Origin of the sequence: Bacillus weihaiensis, assembly GCF_001889165.1 — a bacterium.
GTDB classification, from domain to species: Bacteria; Bacillota; Bacilli; order Bacillales; family Bacillaceae; genus Metabacillus; species Metabacillus weihaiensis.
Window position 1 is genome coordinate 3,571,450 of sequence record NZ_CP016020.1, and the last position, 21,122, is coordinate 3,592,571.

Sequence of the window (21,122 nt, forward strand, 5' to 3'; positions counted from 1 at the left end):
CTCTATTTCCTCTATATGCTTCTCAGGACAATGACAATGGCTTGTTTCTTGCATAACAAAAGGCTGTTTTCATATAGCTTTCTGACTTCCCAATTAGATATTCTCTGGGTACAAAATGTTTCTCTCTGCATGAGGAGAAGGCCCTTTTCTATCTTGCTTACCTCGGTAAGATGTGAAAATAATTGCGATATTCTTTGACATGACCTACTAACTAGCAAAAAGAGTACAGCTTCAAAGAACCGTACTCTTCTCATATATGCTATGAAATCGTTAATAATCTCTATGAATCATATAATTTAACAAAAACGTTAGAAACCTAAGCTGCGGCGGTAGATTCTCTAGCTCCTCCATTGCCTTACAATAATGCTGCCACATTTCTTTCTTGGCTTCATTAATCCCCAACACTGTGACAAATGTTGAGCTATTGTTTTCCTCATCCATCCCCGGGGATTTACCAAGCTTTGTTTCATCCCCCTCTACATCAAGCAGATCATCTTTTATTTGGAAGGCAATGCCGGCATGATACGCAAAGGCTTTTAATCTAGTAATTTCAGCTTCTCCAACGTTAGCTAAAATAGCCGGCATAACGAGTGCTGCCTCAAATGCCAGGCCTGTTTTAAAGTAACAAAGCTCATTCAATTGCTGCAGTGATAAAGCTTCCCCCCTTGAAGATAAATCCATTTCCTGTCCCTTACACATCTCTTCTGTTAGCTTTGCCGAATAATGGATGACCTCAACCACTTTTTCAGGCTTGAAGGCTTGAAGCGAGGTTTGCTCCTTGATTGCTCTTTGCGTTAAAAAGAGTCCTGTCAATTCAGCGGTCGCGACCGGATGTATACGGTGTAGGGTTGGTCTCCCCCTCCGATAGGAAGCATTATCCTGAGAAGGTAAATCATCAAAGATTAAGGAGGCTGTATGCATGTATTCTAGAGATTTTAAAAGCGGGAATATCTCCTTTTCATCAAGACCATACCCCTTCACACCCACCATCCACATTATAATGGGACGCAATCTTTTCCCGTCTCCCACTAAGCTATGGTTCGCCGCATCAATAATCGGATCATTCTCAATCGAATCTCCTTTTAAAAGGGGAAGCACGTTATTTATCTTACCTCGAACTTCCTTAGCGGTTGATGAAAACTCCTCTTTTTCTTGTTTGTTTTTCTTCAACTCTGCTAGGATGTGATCTCGAAGAAGTTTATCTAGAAAATCAACTTCATCAGCCTTCTTTACCATATTCTGTACAAGCTGCTGAAAGGCCGAATTCTTTGGCGCAAAAATCCCCATCACTTCATTGTATTTCTTTAAACCATTTTTTTCCTTATACCTTTTTAAGCCATTAATCGCTCGATCTAGAATGACTTCACGGGTTAATTCATCCTTTTCATACACATCATGAAGTAAATACGTAATAACTGCCCAATATAATTCAAAGGGATTTAGTAAATCGGATCGATGCTTATGATGCTGCAGAAAGTACGTATATGGTGTGACAGCTCCGTTCTTCAGATCATCAAACATATCTGAAAAATCATCCGATAGCTGATTATAAATGCCATAAAAAAACGTTCGTTCTTCAAATCCTTCGTCTTCCTCCGTTGACAACACAGAACGAGCAATAAAACGCGAGGATGCGGACTTCAATATGACTGGAATATATAACTCTTCATTAGTATAGTCCTTATTATCTAAGTTTTTTAAACGATCACTTTCTTGAGCTTGAAAGAATACATATGCTTGTTCAAGAAAAGAAGTTAGGTTCTCAGCTGTTTGCTGTGACGTGATATACTCAAATGCTTCTCGTAGCTCTTTATGAATATAGGTAATGAGCTCTCCATTTTCACCTTCCCATACTCCTAAATCCGGTACAACTCCAGTCGTAAGTGCAGTCCTAATATTGTTTGTATACTGTTTTGTTTCTTCTTCAGATAATACCTTGGCATCAAGAAGATCATCAATGAATGGATAGGTCATTCCATAGCAATATCCAAGTCGGATCGCTTGGTCAAGCCTTTGCCTTCTTTCTTCATTCGTAATCGATTCAGGCATTTCTTCCACAGCATGCATGAGAACACCGGCAATGAGCTTAATCAACTTTCGCTTAGCTTGCTCTGCATCCATCACCTCTGGAATATGCGCTGACACATCCTTTAGCTTGTTCATTACCCAGATCATCGTTAATTCGATTCCCTCTTTTTGCGCTTCTTTATACAAGCTTGACATACTAAATAACTCTTGAGAATCCGATGTATTGGCTAAGAGCTTAGGCTTTATGCTTTGGACAACCTTCTTTATTCTTTCCTGCGTACCTTGGCTATTTAGCGCTTTTCCCAAATCCCTCATATAGAGATAGGCGATGCTTCGCTCTAAGTAACGCTCCAATTTTCCTGATGTATCAAGCTGGGATAAGTAGCCTTGATAATGTTTTGCATAAGACTTAGTTGAATGGGAAATCAACCTTTTTAATGGATGGTGGATGTGATCTTTCTTCCACTCATGAAAATCGTTCGCTAAACGATTCGCATATGTTTGATTGTCCACTTCCTTCATTAGTTGTTGAAGGTACTGAGCTGCCTTTTGTTCTGCTTTCATATATGTTTGATCAACATTTCCGTTTCGCTGAGTTTGCATCTATTTCTACCTCAATTTCCTCCTACATCCTCTTCTAAATATACGGATGTAAGTAGACCTTTATTACTAGAAGCTTACCATATTATGAAGATATCAGTTTTTACTTTTTACTTGTTTTTGCAAAGTTTTTTGTCTAGGAAAAAACGTGTCCGTAGAGATATTTGGTTTTCTTACATTTTGTTGCTAATTGGTATTCATATTCAAAAATATCGTCATCATTTACACGTAATACCATGGTAAGTAAAAGTGTACCCAAGGGAAAATCTCTGCACTTGGTTTTATTAGGAATCAATAAACTATGTGAAAACAACCTCTATCCAAAACAAAGATGTTAAGGAAAATAAAAATACACCACCTCAGATAAAGTGATGTATTTTTTGTTGTCACGTCCCACAAAAGGTTTGATAAGGCTCATCTGAATCTGGTGGGGTGTGACAATATTCTTCTTTATCAGGTGTGAGCTCAAACGGTGATGAGAGAACAGCTAGAAGTTTTTCCATCACACTGTAATCATCCTTTTGAACAGCCGCTTCAATCGCTTCTTCCACCCGATGATTACGGGGGATCACAACTGGATTATGTCTTCTCATTAATTCCTTAGAGGCTTCCATTGAATCCTTTTGCCTGCTCAGTCTTTCATGCCATTTTTGGTGCCATTCTTTAAAATCCTTCGTCTCAAATAATTCAGATTCTGTCACATGGTCGTACGTTAAAGAAAGGAATGTATTTGTATAATCTACCTGATGATTCTCCATTAACTGCAGCAAGTCTTTAATAAGTACCTCATCTTGCTCTTCCTCATTAATAATTCCTAATTTGGCTCTCATTCCTGTTAGCCAATTTTCTTCATATTGTGGTGGAAAGCGTAAAACAGCTTCTTGGGCAACCTTGAGAGCTTCTTCCTTTTCTTCACCAAATAAAGGAAGTAATGCTTCTGCAAATCGTGCTAAGTTCCAGCCGGCTATTTTCGGTTGATTACCATATGCATAGCGACCTTGCGTATCAATAGAGCTAAACACAGTTTTTGGATCATATTCATTCATGAATGCACATGGTCCATAGTCTATCGTTTCGCCACTGATTGTCATATTATCTGTATTCATCACACCATGAATAAAGCCTACAAGCTGCCATTTTGCAAGTAGAGCTGCCTGTCGTTTTACCACTTCGTTCAATAAAGATAGATATGGATTTTCATCGTCCTTAATGTGAGGAAAATGGCGCTGAATTGTATAATCCGCTAATTCCTTCAGTTCCTCTACTGTACTGAAATTCGCCCCATATTGGAATGTCCCTACACGCAAGTGACTCGCAGCAACCCGTGTTAACACTGCTCCAGGAAGCTCTGTCTCACGTACTATTGATTCCCCTGTGGCCACAACAGCAAGGCTCCTTGTCGTTGGAATCGTAAGTGCGTGCATGGCTTCACTTATGATATACTCCCTTAGCATCGGACCTAATGCCGCTCTGCCATCTCCTCCTCTGGAATATGGTGTGCGACCAGCTCCTTTAAGCTGAATGTCGACTCGTTTGCCTTCTGGTGTCACTTGTTCTCCAAGTAAAATAGCTCGCCCATCACCAAGCATATTGGGATGGCCAAATTGATGACCTACGTATGCCTGTGCAAGTGGGACACTCCCATTTGGTAAGCGATTACCAGCAAAGACCTCAACACTGTCCTGCTTTTCTAAGTCCTCAGGATGAAAACCTAAAGCTTTCGCCAACTCATGATTTAGTTTTATTACTTTCGGAGCTTTCACAGCTTCCGGTTCCTGCTTAGTAAAAAAGGTTTCTGGCAGATTGGAATAGCTATTATCTAAATTCCATCCTTTTTGATGTAATTCAGTAGAATTCATCATCTTGTCTCCTTTAATCAACATGATTATAGTATTTGTCAAAATCTATTTTTAATGTCCACTTCTTTAAGTGTATTATACCTTCACATCAAAGTGGTAATCTTGTGCTTTTCTCCACTCATATTTTTAGATAAAACATGCTGTTAACAAGAAGATCGTAAGAAAAGAAAAGAGCATAGATCTAAATGATCTACACCCATTAAAAATTAAGAGTCTTTTGCAAATGATTTTTTCTTTATCGGTAAAAGCTTACCGTATGTCATGATTCTCCAGATCCATTCGAAAGGTCCATATTGAAACGTTTTGAGCCATAGCGAGCTGACAAAAAGTTGCACACTAAAAATCACAAGGCAAAGCAGTGTTCCTGTTAACAGACTTACCTTTTCATATAAATCAAAGCCTAGAAATATCGTAAGGCTAATGATTGTCTGCATTAAATAATTTGTTAAAGCCATCTGACCAGCATAGCCTAATGGACGAAGTCGTTGCTGCCACTTTTCCCTTTGGAGGAGAAGCGTTAAAGTCGAAATGTAGAAAAAGCAAAGGACAACCCCACTTAAGCTTGTAAATAGCTGAGTTACGGAAGAAGTCTTAACACCCATATCAAGGATTTCCGTTTTATAAAGGGCAAGCATTGTCACCAAAACAGCTCCAATTCCCATGGTCCACATTTGTATTCTTTTCAGTAGGCTGATAAACTCCTCTGTTCGCTTGAAAATCCCTACTTTTCCGGCAGCCAATCCAAAAAGAAATAAGGCAAGAATCGGAGGGATATTAGCAATCATGTTCCCTAAAATAACAACGACCTCTGTATTAAATCTGTATGAAACCCATTCCGTGTAGCTTGCTGTTTTATACATCTCCACATATTCATCTGCATGTTCTTCATAATAGGGCTGGTACTCCTCTTGAATGGCTTCATAGAGATCGCTTGGTATGAGTAAAGGCATACTCATCAAAGCATTGTACACAAACAATAAACTGAACGCCCAAATAAGGATGGTTTTGACTTTACGCTTATAGAAAAATAAGAGTAATAATCCTGTAATCGCGTAGGTATGTAAGATGTCACCAAACCATAAAAGGACGAGATGTGCTGCGCCAAAAAGAAAAAGCACTAAAATCCTTCTTAAATAGAGAGTTTTTACGCGTAACACTTTTTCCTCCGCTCGGCTCATAAAAATATAAAATCCTAGCCCAAACAAAAAAGAAAAAATCGTAAAAAACTTCATATCAATGAACAAAGCAAAAAACAAATCCAACCAATAATCAGCGCCATCAACCTCTCGCTCCACCCCATAAATCATCCGCATAAACTCCGCCGAATGAAACGCAGGCATATTCACCAAGAAAATCCCAAACAAAGCAAACCCACGTATTATATCAATCGAAACAATTCTATTCATTTGGTGCCTGTCTCCCCCCGTATTTTGTCAAATATAACCACTATTATTTTACCATTTTCCAGCTCTTGTGGTGCGCGTTTTTTCAGGGCTTTTTTGGTGCCTGTCACCACCCGATCTTTGGTGTATCCTGTCATACAGAGCACCTCATAAAAACGAAAACAAGCCTATCTAAAGTGATGGCTTGTTTCTATATTTCTTACTAGTTTGAATAGCTTGGATTGGCACTACTTTTTCAAAAAGGCAATCCACATATAACAATTGAATGTCTTCTTATGCTCATTCAATGAATTATCACCTATTCCCCTAAATCCTCTTCATTCACACTACAGGCTTTGTCCAGCTAACTAGTTAACTTCCGCCACATCCTCCACCGCAGCTAGAACAGCTTGAACCGCCTCCATCTCCACCACCGAAATCATGTCCTGAATCGCCACTGCTACAGCTAAACCCTGAACAGGAGCTTCCTCCACCATGATTTTCCGTTTTATAATACTCGTTTGGAATGATATCACTCATTCCACTCTCGAACTGATCCTCTTCGTAAAGAGAGTAAAAAACAGCCGCTCCTAACGCATAAGAATAAATATGAGATTCGTCTCTGGAATGAGAGCGCTCGAACCCTTTGTTCTCACGTTTCACACTATCTGCATCTTTAATTTCCCGTTTCAGCTTTTCAATGATATACGTTTTCTCCTCAAGCCAGTCGTCGCCGCTTCTAAAATAGTTTGCAAGCAACTCTCCATGTGACAAGGTTCTAAAATCATCAAGCACTTCTCGCTTAATCGGATGCTTCAAAAACCCTCCCCAAATACTTCGACTGTTTGCCGTTGATTCAAATAAGCTTAAATACACCCAATCAAAAAACGCTCGTTCTCCAGGAATTGGGGTACTCTCAAGATTCGGCATATGGTGGAGCTTTTCTCCATAAAACTTCTTAGAGAACTGATCATATTCACGTGTGAACATCAGCATCTCGTGCCATACTTCATCAACGGGCTCACTAAACATCGGAACAGATTTTAACAAGCTGTTCATCACAAAATAGCGTTTCAACTCAAAGAAAGCCCAATCAAACTCATGATCCTTCCACCTAGGATTCTCACGCAACACACGATTTTTTACATTTTCTTCATAAGAGGTCGGTAGGCTCTTGTCTAATTCGTTTAGAATCGCCATCCCACCTTCCAGCTTAATCCCTAAATTTTCAGGCAGTGGTTGATTTCTCAAGGGCGTTCTTCTATTTGTTTTTTTCAAGCTAGATATGAGAGCAAGGACAAAGATCAAAAGAACAACTCCAATAAATATTCCAGCCATAATCATCTCCCCATTTCCTGTAGGATAAGTCTACATAAAAACATCTATGTCAATTATACGCAGAAAAAAGGAGAAAGTTTCAAATTATTCTGATCCTATTAAAGTTGTATATTCAAGAATCTTCAAGACCATTGAGGGACTAAATTAACAGTCAGCAAAAACTCGCATAAGACATAGAGGAACTAGTGGACTTTTTGCTTTTCGTACCAACACAAAAGAGCCTGGTTCCCTTTCTCCCAAGCTCTTTTCATTATTCTATTTTACCGTTACCGTCTTGGTACCACTGTATATACCTGCGCTACTTTTTGCGAGTATTGTTAATTTTTGACCTGATTTTTGCTTCGGTATTTTTAACGAGTATGTGCCTTTTGATGTTACCTTCCCTGAAGCAATAACCTTTGAGCCATTTTTAATATACACCGTCGTAGATGGAGTACCTTTACCTGAAACGTTAACCGTTTTATTCGTTATCGTTGGAATTGTCGGTGTTAACGGTGCCTTAACAACCTTTACTGATGTAGTAGTACTTTTGTTTTTAGCCGCATCCACAGCATAGATGGTTAATGTAGTTCCTGATGCCTGCTTAGGTATCTTAATGGTATATGTTCCGTTACTAGCGCTTTTTCCATTCCCAATACTTTTAGACCCTTTTACCACATAGACTGTCGAGCCAGCCTCGGCTTTTCCTTGCACAGAAGTTGCTATGTCACTAATCGTATTGACTGTTGGTTTACTTGGTGGCGTCTTATCAATTACTTTAGTTACGGTCTCTTTACTCTTATTCCCTACTAAATCCTTCGAAATAGTTTTTAAGGTTTTTCCACCTAAGCTTTTTGCTGACAACTGCATGTTAAACTTTCCATACTTATCTGCTTTTACAGTTGTAGGATGAGATGTACTCTGCGAAGCTACATTGATACTATTTGAGTATGATGTTGTGATGGAAGCGTAAGGCTCTGTTTTTCCTTCCACGTATCCAGTCTTTTCATTAACATGTGTAATAACCGGTGGTTCTGGTGACACGGTATCACGAATAACATTTTCAAATAGATAATCCGTTCCACGACTGTTTGGATCAACAGCTTCTAAATGGTACATAAAAGCGAGTGTTGTATTTTCCTTTAGTGGCTTATCGAGATCAATCCTAAATGAACCACTTCCAGAGGTTTTCACTTGGTAATGACGATTACCTTGAAAGGCAAAGATCGTAATGTTAGACGGAGCTTTCCCCGTAATCGCCATTGATGAATTATACAATGGATCAACAATTATTTTTGAAATAGAAAGGCTCTGAACCTCAATGCTTATATAATCTACTAACCCATTATAGCTTGCTTTTAAAATGGTACTACCTGGCTTCTTAGCTAGAATTTTATTTGAAGAATCAATTTCCACAATATCTTTGTCAAATGGCTCCAGCTTAATCTCTTTTGGCTCCAATAGTACCCTTTGGTTCTGGTCATTTATATAGTCTAATCCGTAATAGGTTGATTTACCTTGTCTCAATTGAATATAAGGATCGGTGAACTCGATACGTTTGACTGTATTTGTCTTGATCGGGTAATTTTTTACCTCAATATAAGTCGGGGCGTCTCCCGAATTCATCCAATAGTTCTTTGTATAGGCTATTTTTTTCATATCCTTAGAAAAGACAATTGTGTCCAAATCACCTTTTATCTCATTTTTGTATTGTCTAGTTGAACTGTCATACAGCTTCATTTTCCCTTGGGAATGCAAGTATAACTCTGAATGTGATTGATTGTAGGTTATTTTTTTAGGTAATCCTTCTCTATCCTTTACTTTCTCATTAGCAAACACATCTACCGTCGTATATGTTGTATAGGTACTTGACGTGTCAAACTGCTTCAGAGGATAATTCCCTACAATCCCACTACTTACATTGAGCTTTTTCCCATCCGGACTATATAAGAGAATCCTTATTGCATGATAGCTGTCTTTTGTTGCAAGGTTAAAAGGATTATTAATCGTTGCAACAGTTGTCCCTGTTTGATAATTAATTATTTCTATATTTAAGCCTCTAGATATGGCAACGATAGGCTCTGTAGGATGCAATGCTACTTTCATTGTGACTTCATCGTCATATGTTCTTTCAAAAAGCTCTTCTTTATTTTTCAGATCATAGACGACTAGTTTATTAGATACTAAAAGTGTTTGAGAGGTTGAGTAAACAAATGCTACAAGATCATCATTTGTCTCTTGAAACGAGATTTCAGGAAAATAATATGGTAAGGAAAAAAGCTGTTCCCCATTTTCCCCATCTAAGAAAATCGTAGAATTGCCTTTTGAATAAAGATACTTACCATTAGGACTATAGGAATAATACTCTGAACCATTATTACTTTTTATCTCTTTCAAAAGCTTACCTGTTTTTACATCGTACATTCCTACTACATATTCATTCTCTACATGATGATTTACTCGTCCCTTCCCAACAAAAACCGTGTTTCCATCAGGTGAAAGAGCAGGAAAAGTACCTTGTGTAGCAAATTCAGGAGAAAAAGCTTCTCCAGCAACAGCCACTGAACCATTGGCAGTTGTTATGATCGGTAATAAACTACTAAACATGAACCCTAATACAAACAGTACGAAAAATCCCCTTCTCATTCATTATCCCCCACAAACTGTAAAATGTGCCTAGCTTCTAAATTGTACACAGGAACTATCAAAAAGACTATCATTTATTTTGGGTTAAAAGTAGAAAAAAACTCCATATAGAATGGAGTTCGATCATAACAATTTTCTTATAAGTGTTGCTTTAGGAAGAATCCCATTCGGAACAAAATTTCCTCTCTCCTTATGCTTAAGAAGAATAGCTCTTCTCTTTCTATATCGTTAACAAGCTATTACGTACAAAAAACTACACAGTCATCTTCCAATGTGACAGGGCCAGCCACTTTTCTTTTTCCTTATAATCCGGCATAATCCTTCCGACAAGACGCCAGAACGATCGGTCATGATTAAGATGAAGCAAGTGACACATTTCATGAACAACGACGTAGTCAATGACCTCCATAGGAGCCATCGCAAGCCTCCAATTAAAGGTTAACTGCCTTTTAGAATCACAAGTTCCCCATGTTGTTTTACTATCCGAAATGCGTATGGAAGTGGGTGTGATTTTGAAATGTCTCTGATTTTCACGCACTCTTTTCTCAACAATGGCTTTACATTGCTGATAATAAAAGCGTTTAATTGCTTGCTTCACTTTTTCATCGGATCGCATGCGTACATGGACTTTGAGACAGTGATCCTCTAAAATAACATAGTCCTTCTCAAGAGTTGGCTCTTCAGTCACTTTAATCGGTACGTTCCTTCCAAGAAAAAGAAAGGGTTCTCCTTGCTCATACACTCTTTCTTTTGCACCGTTTCTTCGTTCATTTATTTCATTTATTGAGTGCAGGATTACGTCCCAATTCGCTTCGAGCTGATGACCTATTTCTTTCTCAGTCATTCCTTTTGGAGCTAACACGCCAATTGTTCCGTAGGCATCAATCGTTAAGCCTACGGATGAACGATTTTTATAGGTTGTTTCAAAGCGAATGGTTTCTCCTCTATATGTGTGGAACATATTCTCACCTTATTTACTCACTTTTTTATGATCTGTACCTTACAGCAAGTCCTTTTAAAAATTTACGGCCGAAATTCTCACCGCACTGCTTATAATTTTTATGTCCTTCTCTTCGTAACAGAGCACCAAGCTCACCTTTTGTTACCTTAATATTTCCGTCTTTAAAAATATCAAGCATATCTTCTGTTGTTAAAGAGAGGGCAATTTTCACCTTCTTTAATAGAAGATTATTCATATTTGTCTTACTTGTAATAGGAGGCTCAGGTCTTACAGCCTCTCCTTGCTCAGCCTTCGGTAGTCCTCGGTTAAAGATGATGAAGCCATTTAAAAAGGCGGCAAGCGTTCTATTGTCACATTCGATTTGATCTTCTGCTTCATAAGAATCTGTTTTGGTAAGGAGCCTTGGAATATCCGTAATCTCTACTTCCACTCCACCTAGCTTAAAAATTTCTACCATATCTTTATTTTTTATATCTAGGGCATATCGTAATCGAATTAAAATATCGTTATTATCCATTATTTATCCTCCATTCATTACCTGTTAACTACGTAGGCTTTCCTCATAACTATTAATCCTACCATATGTTAAAGAGAGAAGAAACTAGCCCTGACCTCGATCCGTTTGTAGAAATAAAAAAGATAATGAACAAGCTTCATTCATAGAATATAAAGTTGGATTTCCGATCCGATTTAGTATTCACATTGAGGGGATTTTGAGTTATTTTTAATATAATTACAAATTAATAATAATTATTATTGAAATCTTCGTCCTAGTTTAGTATTATTATAAAGTAATAACGATTCTCATTTTATTCACACATTTTCAACACATACATTCTCATATTTTTTACTTACAAGGAGGAAACGATTATGACAAATCTTCATTCTAATGATGGCGGTACATGCCCAATGGGTTTTGGTACTGGTAGTGCTACAACTACAGCTAAAAGTGGTACAACAAATAGAGACTGGTGGCCAAATCAATTAAACTTAAACATTCTTCATCAGCATGACAAAAAATCAAATCCTTTCGGGGAAGAGTTAAATTATGCAGAAGAGTTTAAGAAGCTAGATTATGACGCTCTTAAAAAAGATCTACACGCTTTAATGACAGATAGCCAAGATTGGTGGCCAGCTGATTACGGTCATTATGGTCCAATGTTCATCCGTATGTCATGGCATGCTGCAGGTACTTACCGTACAGGTGATGGCCGTGGTGGCGGTGGAACTGGTGCACAACGCTTTGCTCCATTAAACAGCTGGGCAGATAATGCAAACATTGATAAGGCTCGTCGTCTATTATGGCCAATTAAACAAAAATATGGTAACAAAATCTCATGGGCAGATTTATTACTTCTTACAGGTAACGTTGCATTAGAATCAATGGGACTTAAGCCATTTGGTTTCGGTGCTGGACGTGCTGATATTTGGCATCCAGAAGAAGATATTTATTGGGGTACTGAAACAGAGATGTTAGGTTCTAACCGTTACTCAGGTGACCGCGATCTTGAGAACCCACTTGCTGCGGTTCAAATGGGGCTTATCTATGTAAACCCTGAAGGTCCAGACGGTAACCCAGACCCAATCGCAAGTGCACGTGACATTCGTGAAACATTTGCTCGTATGGGAATGAATGATGAAGAAACAGTAGCACTTGTTGCTGGTGGTCATACATTCGGTAAAGCACACGGTGCGGGAGATGCTGCGCTTGTAGGTCCAGAACCAGAAGCTGCTCCAATCGAAGCACAAGGCTTAGGCTGGATTAGTTCACACGGATCTGGTAAAGGACGCGATTCCATCACTAGTGGTATTGAAGGTGCTTGGACAGCTAACCCAATACAATGGGATAATGGATTCTTCGAATTATTATTCGGTTATGAGTGGGAATTAACGAAGAGCCCAGCAGGTGCACATCAATGGAAGGCTATTAATCCAGCTGAAGATCACCTTGCACCAGATGCAGAGGATGCATCAGTACGTGTTCCAACAATGATGACAACAGCTGACATGGCATTACGTATGGATCCAGCTTATGAAAAAATTTCTCGTCGTTACTACGAGAATCCAGAGGAATTTGCTGACGCATTCGCTCGCGCTTGGTTCAAGCTTCTTCACCGTGACATGGGTCCAAAAGCTAGATACCTTGGTCCAGAGGTTCCACAAGAAGAATTAATCTGGCAAGATCCAGTTCCAACTGTTGATTATGAATTAACAGAAGAAGAAGTAGAAAAAATCAAAGTATTAATCTTAGATTCAGGTCTTACAATCAGTGAGCTTGTAACAACAGCTTGGGCTTCTGCAAGCACATTCCGCGGATCTGATAACCGTGGTGGTGCAAATGGTGCACGTATCCGTCTTTCTCCACAAAAAGAGTGGGAAGTAAACCAACCAGAACAGCTTGAGAAAGTTCTTGCTGTATACGAAGATATTCAAAAACATTTAGATAAAAATGTTAGCCTAGCTGACTTAATCGTTCTTGGTGGTACTGCTGCAGTTGAGAAAGCTGCGAAAGACGCAGGCTTTGATGTAACAGTTCCATTCGCACCAGGTCGTGGTGATGCTACACAAGAACAAACAGATGCAGAAAGCTTTGACGTTCTAGAGCCAGTTGCAGATGGATTCCGTAACTACCAGAAGAAAGAATACAGCGTAAGCCCAGAAGAGCTATTAGTTGATAAGGCACAGCTTCTTAACTTAACAGCTCCTGAAATGACTGTTCTTATCGGTGGTATGCGTGCTCTAGGAACAAACTTTGCTAACACAAAACACGGCGTATTCACTGATCGTGTAGGTACACTAACAAACGATTTCTTCGTGAACCTATTAGATATGGGAATCGAGTGGACTCCAGTTGAAGAAGGACGTGTGTATGAAGGACGCGACCGTAAATCTGGTGAAGTCGTAAGAACAGCTACAAGAGTTGACCTAGTATTCGGTTCAAACTCAGTACTACGCTCAATCTCAGAAGTATATGCTCAAGAAGACAACAAAGAAAAATTCGTACGTGACTTCATCTCTGCATGGGTGAAAGTAATGAACGCAGATCGCTTTGACTTAAAAGCATAATCATACTGGTGCCAGTCCCCCACCGCTTTAAAGCAGCGGGGGACTGGCACCTTTTTTTATAGCTCATTCATCCCAACAACTTTACCCGTACTTGCCTTTACCGCGTAGTAACAATCAACCTTCCCACACAGTACATACCTTTCTTCTTCAAAGTCATATACATAATAAGGCTTTAACTCAAACTTATCCTTGAGCTTCTCGTACGCCTCATCTCTTGTAACCGTCGCATCATCTGCTTTTTTAAACTCTTTATACATATCAATTAATAACTCATTACCCATATCACTCACTACTTTAAACCCGTTTGGATCAATAAAAATCAAAAGCTTGCGTTGAAAAACATGCTGAGCTTGATGTCCAACATGTCCAACTTTTCTTAAAATAGCTTGTATGTACCCCTTTTCCCTATGCAGTGATGATACTACCCATTCCCCTGAGTCATTTGGATACTTTTGTCTTAGTAATCCCTTACACGCTTCTATACATTTATTCATCTCATCCCGCTCCAATTTTTTCACATCGGGATGCTCTTCTAATTGAAATGCCTGATCAGGATGGATTTCTTCCTTATAAGTAAGTGGTCTTCTCTGAAATGGAGGCTGGCCTTCCTTAACCTCATTATCCCATTCTAATACTTGATTAACTGGCAAGTAAGAACGAACGTCTACGATTACATCAAAAGGAATCGTTCTTATCCCATCGTTTCTCACATAGATCTCTTCCATTGCATAGGCAAGGACATATTTCTTTTCCTTCATTATTGGAAATTCTACTAATTTTAGCTGTTTCTTTGCTAGCTCCATGATTGGCTCTTGTTTCAGTGAAAGGGCAAATTGGTTTCGCTCAATGAAACCGTCCATAGGAAACTGTCCATTGACTGAGAAAAAAGTGAGCTTTCCTTCCTCATCGAGCTTGATATGTATCGAGCCTGATGCTGACACCGCAACTCCATCTACACATTCTTTGAAATGAACGTCGCCCTCTTCTTCCTTCCAAAATTGAAACTGTTTGCCATAAGTTAAACCTGTCTCAGATTCAATCCACTCAGCCAGTTCATCACGCTTAGAAGCATCTAATCTTCGTTGATCATCCGCATAGGACACACCTTTAACGAAAATAATGCTTTTAGGCTTTTTACTATGTACATCGATTTCAATACAAGCTGCTCCGGTGGGAGTAGACTCTTCATCATCCCAATTCGCTTCATGATTCGGAAACCAATCCATCCTTAATGTATAAACCGTTTCCTTAAAAATCGTCATACTACGATGCAACTCATAATCATACAAAAAATAATCACCTAACCCATACTTATCCCTTGTAAACTCCACTAACTCCTTTATTCGTTCATCCATGTTTGACCTCTTTTCTGGTGCCTGTCCCTCAGCGCGTTAAAGCGCTGGGGGACTGGCACCAAGTCACCAAGTCATTCTACTAGCAGCGCTCTTAATTCCTCTGTTGCCTTCACTGTCGTCGTATAGGTTTCCCCTTCCCCAACCATGTACGCTAGTGTACTTGGCTTCCCTTCTTCACCTAGCCACAAGTGGATGGCATGTGCTGGAAATTCATCACCGTATGAAACAGCGAGATCATAATCAGGAATTTCGCTTACTTCTACCTGCTTCTTGACGGCCGTTTGGATGCTTGTCTCAAAGACTTTCAGTGATGACTCATCCTTAAAGGTCTTTAAAGCCTCCATATTAATATCTCCAGTCCCCATCGATTTTGAAATAGTCACCTCTACAACCTTCTCATCTAGCAATACCATTTCTTCCCCTGGGAGTCCATTCTGACATCCACTAATTATAAAAGCGCTTACTAGTAAGAAAAATCCTTTTATCCTTTTCATGTTCTTATTCTCCATTCTCATGTGTATTCAAATGTTCAATATGAATATCTTACCATCTTAGGCTGCTTTTTTTTGGAATATTTTTCATCTCTCTATCAAAATCTAGTAAACATGTCCTTTACTTTTTTATAAAAAAAGCTATTGTCACAAATACTAACCGCACCACTCCTCCCAACCTTAGCAATCAAAAAAGAAAAAGACCGTGTAAGAGCTTAACAGGTTCGGCTTTGCAATACAACATGTCAAATTACATCACTATTCGCTACTCGAATCGCTATATTATTTTCGCTAAATTCATAAAAAAACGCACAGTGATTGGTTAACTGTGGGGTTGTAATTCATAATAAAAGATCTTCCAAATGCTTTATGGGATTTTATGTTAATATATAGATAAAGCGATTGTTCAATTAACGGGTAGGTTAATTGAACATGTCTGAAGCTTATTTGATGGCCTTCCGTCTAATTAGCAAATTGTTTTCATGATAATTAGAGCGATAAAAATTTCTAAGGAATCTGTTTTCAATGAACGCTTCATTTCTCCAATAAGATGGTTTGGTGGGAAATAAGGCGAGAGAAAGGGGAATGTAAATGAGTAACTTTTTCATACTTCTTATGGGCTTTTTTATTGTTGTTGCAAATGTTATTGGATACATATTGTACAAGAAAAAGCAAAATCTATACTCTGGGGCCTTTGCGATATTACTATCAGCAGGTTTATTTGGGGGAATGGGTGGTATATTGGCACTTTTCGTTATTCGTGACCCTTTTGCAATATTTTACGGTTTACAAGTAGGGTACTTTTTATTAATAAATAGTGCTATTGCTTTTATAATCGCCATTATAGTTACTGTAATAAAAAGATATAACAACCAAACAGCCTAATTCACAGTGGATATTGCTTTAAAGCCACCTCCACTGTTTTGTTCAATTGTTGGGCAGGTATATGCTATTACTCCTGCTTAAAAAATTCTAAAATAGGGTTGTCCATTACTTCCACTTCTTCTCCCTACATTCCGGACATCTTTTCGGTAGTTTAAACCCTTTCTGTCTATAAAACCTTTGTTCTGCAACAGGAAAAACAAATCGTTCTCCACACTCAAAGCATTTTAATGAATAATCGTTTAGGGTTACCCCTTTCAAGGCTTCTTGTACTTTATTTTCCCTTTCACGTATCACGGCTTCATCAACCGGTACTTGTTCTTCGATCGCTTTTATCGTTTGACTAATTTCCGCCTGGAATTTTTTATATTCATTCTCTTTCCAGAGCGTTAAGTAAGGAATGAAACTCTTATTACCTGACTCTCTTATTTTTTGTAGCATGAGTAAAATCATCCCTCGGTTTCGATCCTTTAAATAATTCATATCTGGTTTCGTCTTCCCTCGGAATATCCACTTTTCCCATTCATGAATTAGTTCATCAGTATATTGGTCAGATTCAATCAGCCACCCTCTTTCGGTGAAAACGATCATGGGAAGCTTGCCAAAGTATTCCGTTGTGAGGAAACTATGATCGATCATCCAATCTATTTTTTCCATAACGACCTCGAGCTTCTCCTGCTTATAGAAACCATAGGCAGGATTTTTGTCCAGCTCTAGTTCAAGCACTTTCTTCTCCCGAGAACCTTTTAACATTTTTGCTAAAAGAGTTCGTCCACCTTCTGCAATAATTGAATCAGCTGCTCTTAAGATGATTTTTATTTCTTCATGAGTAAGTTGAATGGTTTTAGCTTTCAAAACGGTAAGTCCTCCTCATCAATATCATAAAAAGGGTCTGGTTGTTTTTCAGCCTGTCTCTTTGGCTGTTTAGGCTCTCCGTTATGAATAGATAGAACTTTCCCAAACTTATCTTCATACATCTCACGTATCCACAGTTTAACCGGGGCCTTCCATTTTTGATTAGGCCCATGGATATTTTTCAGTAAGCTTTTAGGTGTCAACCCAAGTTCCTTGGCCATTTTCACATCTGCTTCATTTAACCTACAGCGTTTTTTGGCTTCCGGCCATAAGGTGTCGTATTTCTTTTTCACCATTATTACGCACTCCATTTCACATTCATTTCTTACCTATATTCATTGTATCATTTGAAAAATCGCACGTGAAATCCCCCTTAGCCAGAAAGCTAATTACTGTTAAATAGGTATATGAATGAAGTTCATAGATTGAATCCTTAGAGATCAGGTGCCTTCAAGGTGAAAAAAAATCGTACCTCTCTAAGAGGAAAACTAGCTTCACGTACTGCTTTTTCTGTTAGCCATTGTTTCATTTCTTCTTTTGCTCTTCTTCGGGCATTTCTTCTTAAATAGGTTCTTTGAACGAAAACTACTGGAAGGTTGAATGGAGGGAAGTGGGAGAATTCTACGAATCTGATTTCAGTAGGTCTTCCTTTCTTTAAAATAAGCAGTTATGAACTTAATTCATTTACGAAAATATAGTCATTCCACATAAAATTTCCTGGCAAGCAAGAATGATAATAAAGAGAGAAAAAACTGCAGATAAACAACAAACAAACGATACGAAAACAGCCTATCACATAATGAAAAGACACAACCACCCGAAGTAGTCATGCCCCTGCTATTCTAGTAATCTCCTATCATTCGTACCCTACTTTGATAATATTTTCATCACAGTTTCTAGCAAGACATTCGCCCCTTTGGCACACTCCTCGTAATCCGTCCACTCTTCTTCACAATGACTTTTACCGTTTGCACTAGGAACAAAAATCATCGCAGATGGAATGTAGCTTGAAATAAATTGAGCATCATGACCTGCGCCACTCACTATTCTTCTGTATGGATAACCTAGTGCTTTCGTTGATTCTTCTAGCACCTGACATACACTTTCATCAAAGAACACCGTTTTGCGATCCCAGAGCTTCGTTGTTTTGACTTTGCAACCACTAGTCATGGAAGAGCTTGGTAAGCGTTGGATAATGTCTTCTACCTTCTGAATAACTGCAGGATTTTTATGTCTAGCTTCAAAGGAAAAGATGACCTTATTCGGGATCACCGTGTGTATGTTTGGCGTTACATTGACTCTTCCCATTGTATACACTAAGTCAGGATCAACTATTCCAACCTGCTGTCGAATTTCTGAAAGTAAATCCGTTGCTGTAAAAAGCGCATCCTTTCTCATCGACATTGGAGTAGTTCCAGCGTGATCTGATTCTCCCGTGACTTCTATTTCATAGCAAACCATTCCTACCACACATTCAACAATACCAATTGAAAGTGACTCACTTTCTAAGATAGGACCTTGTTCAATATGTAATTCTAGAAATGCTGTTGCTTCCTTCAAACGATTTTCTTGACTTCCATAATAGCCACTAGCTTGCAAAGCCTCTGCGAAGGAAACTCCGCTAGCATCTGTTTTTTGGAGCATTTCAGCTTTTGAAAATCTCCCTGAGAGAACTCCGGAAGCCATCATAGAAGGTTCAAATCTTGCACCTTCTTCATTTGTAAAATTAACAATGGAAATGGGAATTGACGGTTTTATCTTGTTTTCAATTAATGTCTTGATCACTTCTAGTCCTGCTACAACACCTAGTGAACCATCAAATCGTCCTCCTTTTTTAACAGAATCCAAGTGTGAACCAATGACAATCGGCGGTTTATTTTGTTCCCCCTCCAAGGTGGCATATATTGTTCCCATATCATCAAATTTCACAGTCATTCCAAGCTCTTCACAGCTTTTACAGAAATAATCTCTAACAGAGATATCTTCCTCGGATAACGATAATCGTGATACTCCATTTTTAGCTGTCCTACCGAAGTCAGCAAATTTTTCAATGTCATTTTTTAATCTTTCTTCATTAATTAATACCTTTTGTCTTTGCATCAAATCACTCCTTATATTCAGGTCCTTTCAAAAGGCTGGTTTCGGATAGATCATTGCTTTCCTGTAAAATCCTAAGTTGCAGATGTTTCTCCTGTGTACAAGGCTTTTCATATGGGGAGAGTACATTTTACCTTTCTGTCTTACCTGAGTATTACGTATGAATGAAATAGCAACATATTAAGAAAAGAGCTTTTCATAAAGATTCATTCGTCGAAAATTACATTACATTTTATTCAATTCTTCTACCAAAGTAGTAAGGATAAAATTCACTTCATCTTCATCAATTGTTAGAGGAGGAGATAAGGTTAGCACATTGTTAAAACCAGCTACTGTTGCCCCATTTTTTCCAATAATCAGCTGATTTTGTTTACATCCAGCGATTACGTGATTGACGAGCTTTCCTTCAAGGGGTGTTTTTAGTTTTTTATCTGAAACAAGCTCTATTCCAATTAATAAGCCTTTCCCCCTTATATCTCCTACGTACGGATGATCTTGTAATCTTGTTTTCAACTCGGCTCGCATTCTTGCACCAATTTCTTTTGATCTACTAAATAAATCTTCTTCCTCCATGATCTCTAGATTTTTTAGTGCAAGCGCGCAAGACGTCGGATTCCCTCCGAATGTATTAATATGGCGTAAATAATCATACTCATCTGTGCCTTTAAACGCTTCAAAAATCTCTCTTTTCACAGCTGTTGCCGATAAAGGTAAATAAGCACTTGTGATCCCCTTTGCCATTGTAATAATGTCAGGCTGTACAGAATAATTCATAAAACCGAACGGTGCACCTGTTCGACCAAACCCACAAATCACTTCATCCACAATTAAAAGCGCACCATGTTCTTCACAAACCTCTTTTACCCCTTTCATATACTGCTCAGGTGGCATTAAAACACCACCTCCCGTTATAATCGGTTCCATAATAACTGCGGCAATGGTTTCACTAAGTTCCCATGTCATCACTTGATCGATCGCTTGCACAGATTGTAACTCCCTTGGTGATCGACCTGCAGCTTCTGGATTTCGATAAGAATCAGGCGGTGGAACGTGAATAAATCCTGGAGCAAGGGGCTCATACCGATACTTACGTTGCGCTTGACCTGTTGCAGCTAAAGCCCCCGATGTATTCCCATGATATGAACGATATCTAGAAACGATCTTATAGCGACTATGTTCATTTTTTTGCTGATGGTATTGTCTTGCTATCTTAAACGCTACTTCATTAGCTTCTGACCCACTATTGGAGAAGAAGATAACATAATCTCCCCCTAGCAAATCATTTAACTTTTCAGCAAGTTCAATGGCTGGTTCATGACTTTGAGTTAATGGATAATAGGCTAATTTTTTTAATTGCTCGTATGCTGCTTCGGCTAATTCCTTTCGTCCATAACCGACATTTACACACCATAAGCCTGACATGGCATCTAAGTATTTATGATCATTGATATCTGTAATCCACGCACCTTGCGCTTGTTTAATCACCATCGTGGATTCTGGTTGATATGGCTTCATTGAGTGCCAAACATATTTCTCATCATTTTTATTCAGTTTGTCATTGTCTTGAACGAAAGAATACATCT

15 protein-coding genes are annotated in these 21,122 nt (G+C 38.7%); 2 read left to right on the top strand and 13 right to left on the bottom strand.

Annotated elements, in window-relative coordinates:
* Positions 1-270: 270 nt before the first annotated feature.
* From A9C19_RS17350 to A9C19_RS17380, 7 genes are all read right to left on the bottom strand, one after another.
* Positions 271-2,631: a polyprenyl synthetase family protein gene (locus A9C19_RS17350; RefSeq protein ID WP_072581092.1), complete on the bottom strand. Its 2,361-nt coding sequence runs from the start codon at positions 2,629-2,631 to the stop codon at positions 271-273.
* 383 nt (positions 2,632-3,014) lie between these two features.
* Complete coding sequence (locus A9C19_RS17355; RefSeq protein WP_072581093.1) at positions 3,015-4,490, bottom strand: protein adenylyltransferase SelO; 1,476 nt, start codon at positions 4,488-4,490, stop codon at positions 3,015-3,017.
* A gap of 203 nt (positions 4,491-4,693) precedes the next feature.
* Positions 4,694-5,893, bottom strand: a complete 1,200-nt coding sequence (locus A9C19_RS17360) for a DUF418 domain-containing protein (protein ID WP_072581094.1) — start codon at positions 5,891-5,893, stop codon at positions 4,694-4,696.
* 348 nt (positions 5,894-6,241) lie between these two features.
* Positions 6,242-7,207 carry a glycine-rich domain-containing protein gene (locus A9C19_RS17365; protein ID WP_072581095.1) on the bottom strand — a complete coding sequence of 322 codons (966 nt, stop codon included), beginning with the start codon at positions 7,205-7,207 and terminating at the stop codon, positions 6,242-6,244.
* Between the two features lie 255 nt (positions 7,208-7,462).
* Complete coding sequence (locus tag A9C19_RS17370; RefSeq protein ID WP_072581096.1) at positions 7,463-9,832, bottom strand: Ig-like domain-containing protein; 2,370 nt, start codon at positions 9,830-9,832, stop codon at positions 7,463-7,465.
* A 253-nt stretch (positions 9,833-10,085) separates the two neighbouring features.
* Complete coding sequence (locus A9C19_RS17375; RefSeq protein ID WP_072581097.1) at positions 10,086-10,793, bottom strand: M48 family metallopeptidase; 708 nt, start codon at positions 10,791-10,793, stop codon at positions 10,086-10,088.
* A 25-nt stretch (positions 10,794-10,818) separates the two neighbouring features.
* Entirely contained in the window at positions 10,819-11,310 is a 492-nt protein-coding gene (locus A9C19_RS17380; protein WP_072581098.1) for a YehS family protein, read from the bottom strand.
* A 353-nt stretch (positions 11,311-11,663) separates the two neighbouring features.
* On the opposite strand from A9C19_RS17380, the gene katG reads away from it, so the two are divergent.
* Complete coding sequence (gene katG / locus A9C19_RS17385) at positions 11,664-13,859, top strand: catalase/peroxidase HPI (RefSeq protein WP_072581099.1); 2,196 nt, start codon at positions 11,664-11,666, stop codon at positions 13,857-13,859.
* A gap of 56 nt (positions 13,860-13,915) precedes the next feature.
* Here katG and A9C19_RS17390 read toward each other — a convergent pair whose 3' ends face one another.
* Both A9C19_RS17390 and A9C19_RS17395 read right to left on the bottom strand, forming a co-directional pair.
* The gene (locus A9C19_RS17390; protein WP_072581100.1) at positions 13,916-15,214 is read right to left on the bottom strand and encodes a hypothetical protein; all 1,299 of its coding nucleotides are present in this window, start codon (positions 15,212-15,214) and stop codon (positions 13,916-13,918) included.
* Positions 15,215-15,285: 71 nt separating this feature from the next.
* Positions 15,286-15,708: a YhfM domain-containing protein gene (locus A9C19_RS17395; RefSeq protein WP_072581101.1), complete on the bottom strand. Its 423-nt coding sequence runs from the start codon at positions 15,706-15,708 to the stop codon at positions 15,286-15,288.
* A gap of 588 nt (positions 15,709-16,296) precedes the next feature.
* Between A9C19_RS17395 and A9C19_RS17400 the strand changes: the two genes are divergently transcribed.
* The gene (locus A9C19_RS17400) at positions 16,297-16,590 is read left to right on the top strand and encodes a 3-isopropylmalate dehydrogenase (RefSeq protein WP_072581102.1); all 294 of its coding nucleotides are present in this window, start codon (positions 16,297-16,299) and stop codon (positions 16,588-16,590) included.
* A gap of 105 nt (positions 16,591-16,695) precedes the next feature.
* Here the strand turns inward: A9C19_RS17400 and A9C19_RS17405 are convergent, their stop codons facing one another.
* From A9C19_RS17405 to A9C19_RS17420, 4 genes are all read right to left on the bottom strand, one after another.
* Positions 16,696-17,442: an RQC-minor-1 family DNA-binding protein gene (locus A9C19_RS17405; RefSeq protein ID WP_072581103.1), complete on the bottom strand. Its 747-nt coding sequence runs from the start codon at positions 17,440-17,442 to the stop codon at positions 16,696-16,698.
* A complete protein-coding gene (locus A9C19_RS17410) occupies positions 17,439-17,738 on the bottom strand; it encodes a hypothetical protein (RefSeq protein ID WP_072581104.1) in 300 nt (99 codons plus the stop codon). Before A9C19_RS17410 ends, A9C19_RS17405 begins: the two co-directional genes overlap by 4 nt.
* 571 nt (positions 17,739-18,309) lie before the next feature.
* Positions 18,310-19,542, bottom strand: a complete 1,233-nt coding sequence (locus A9C19_RS17415) for a Zn-dependent hydrolase (RefSeq protein ID WP_072581105.1) — start codon at positions 19,540-19,542, stop codon at positions 18,310-18,312.
* Positions 19,543-19,764: 222 nt separating this feature from the next.
* Positions 19,765-21,120, bottom strand: a complete 1,356-nt coding sequence (locus A9C19_RS17420; protein WP_072581106.1) for an aspartate aminotransferase family protein — start codon at positions 21,118-21,120, stop codon at positions 19,765-19,767.
* Positions 21,121-21,122: the final 2 nt, after the last annotated feature.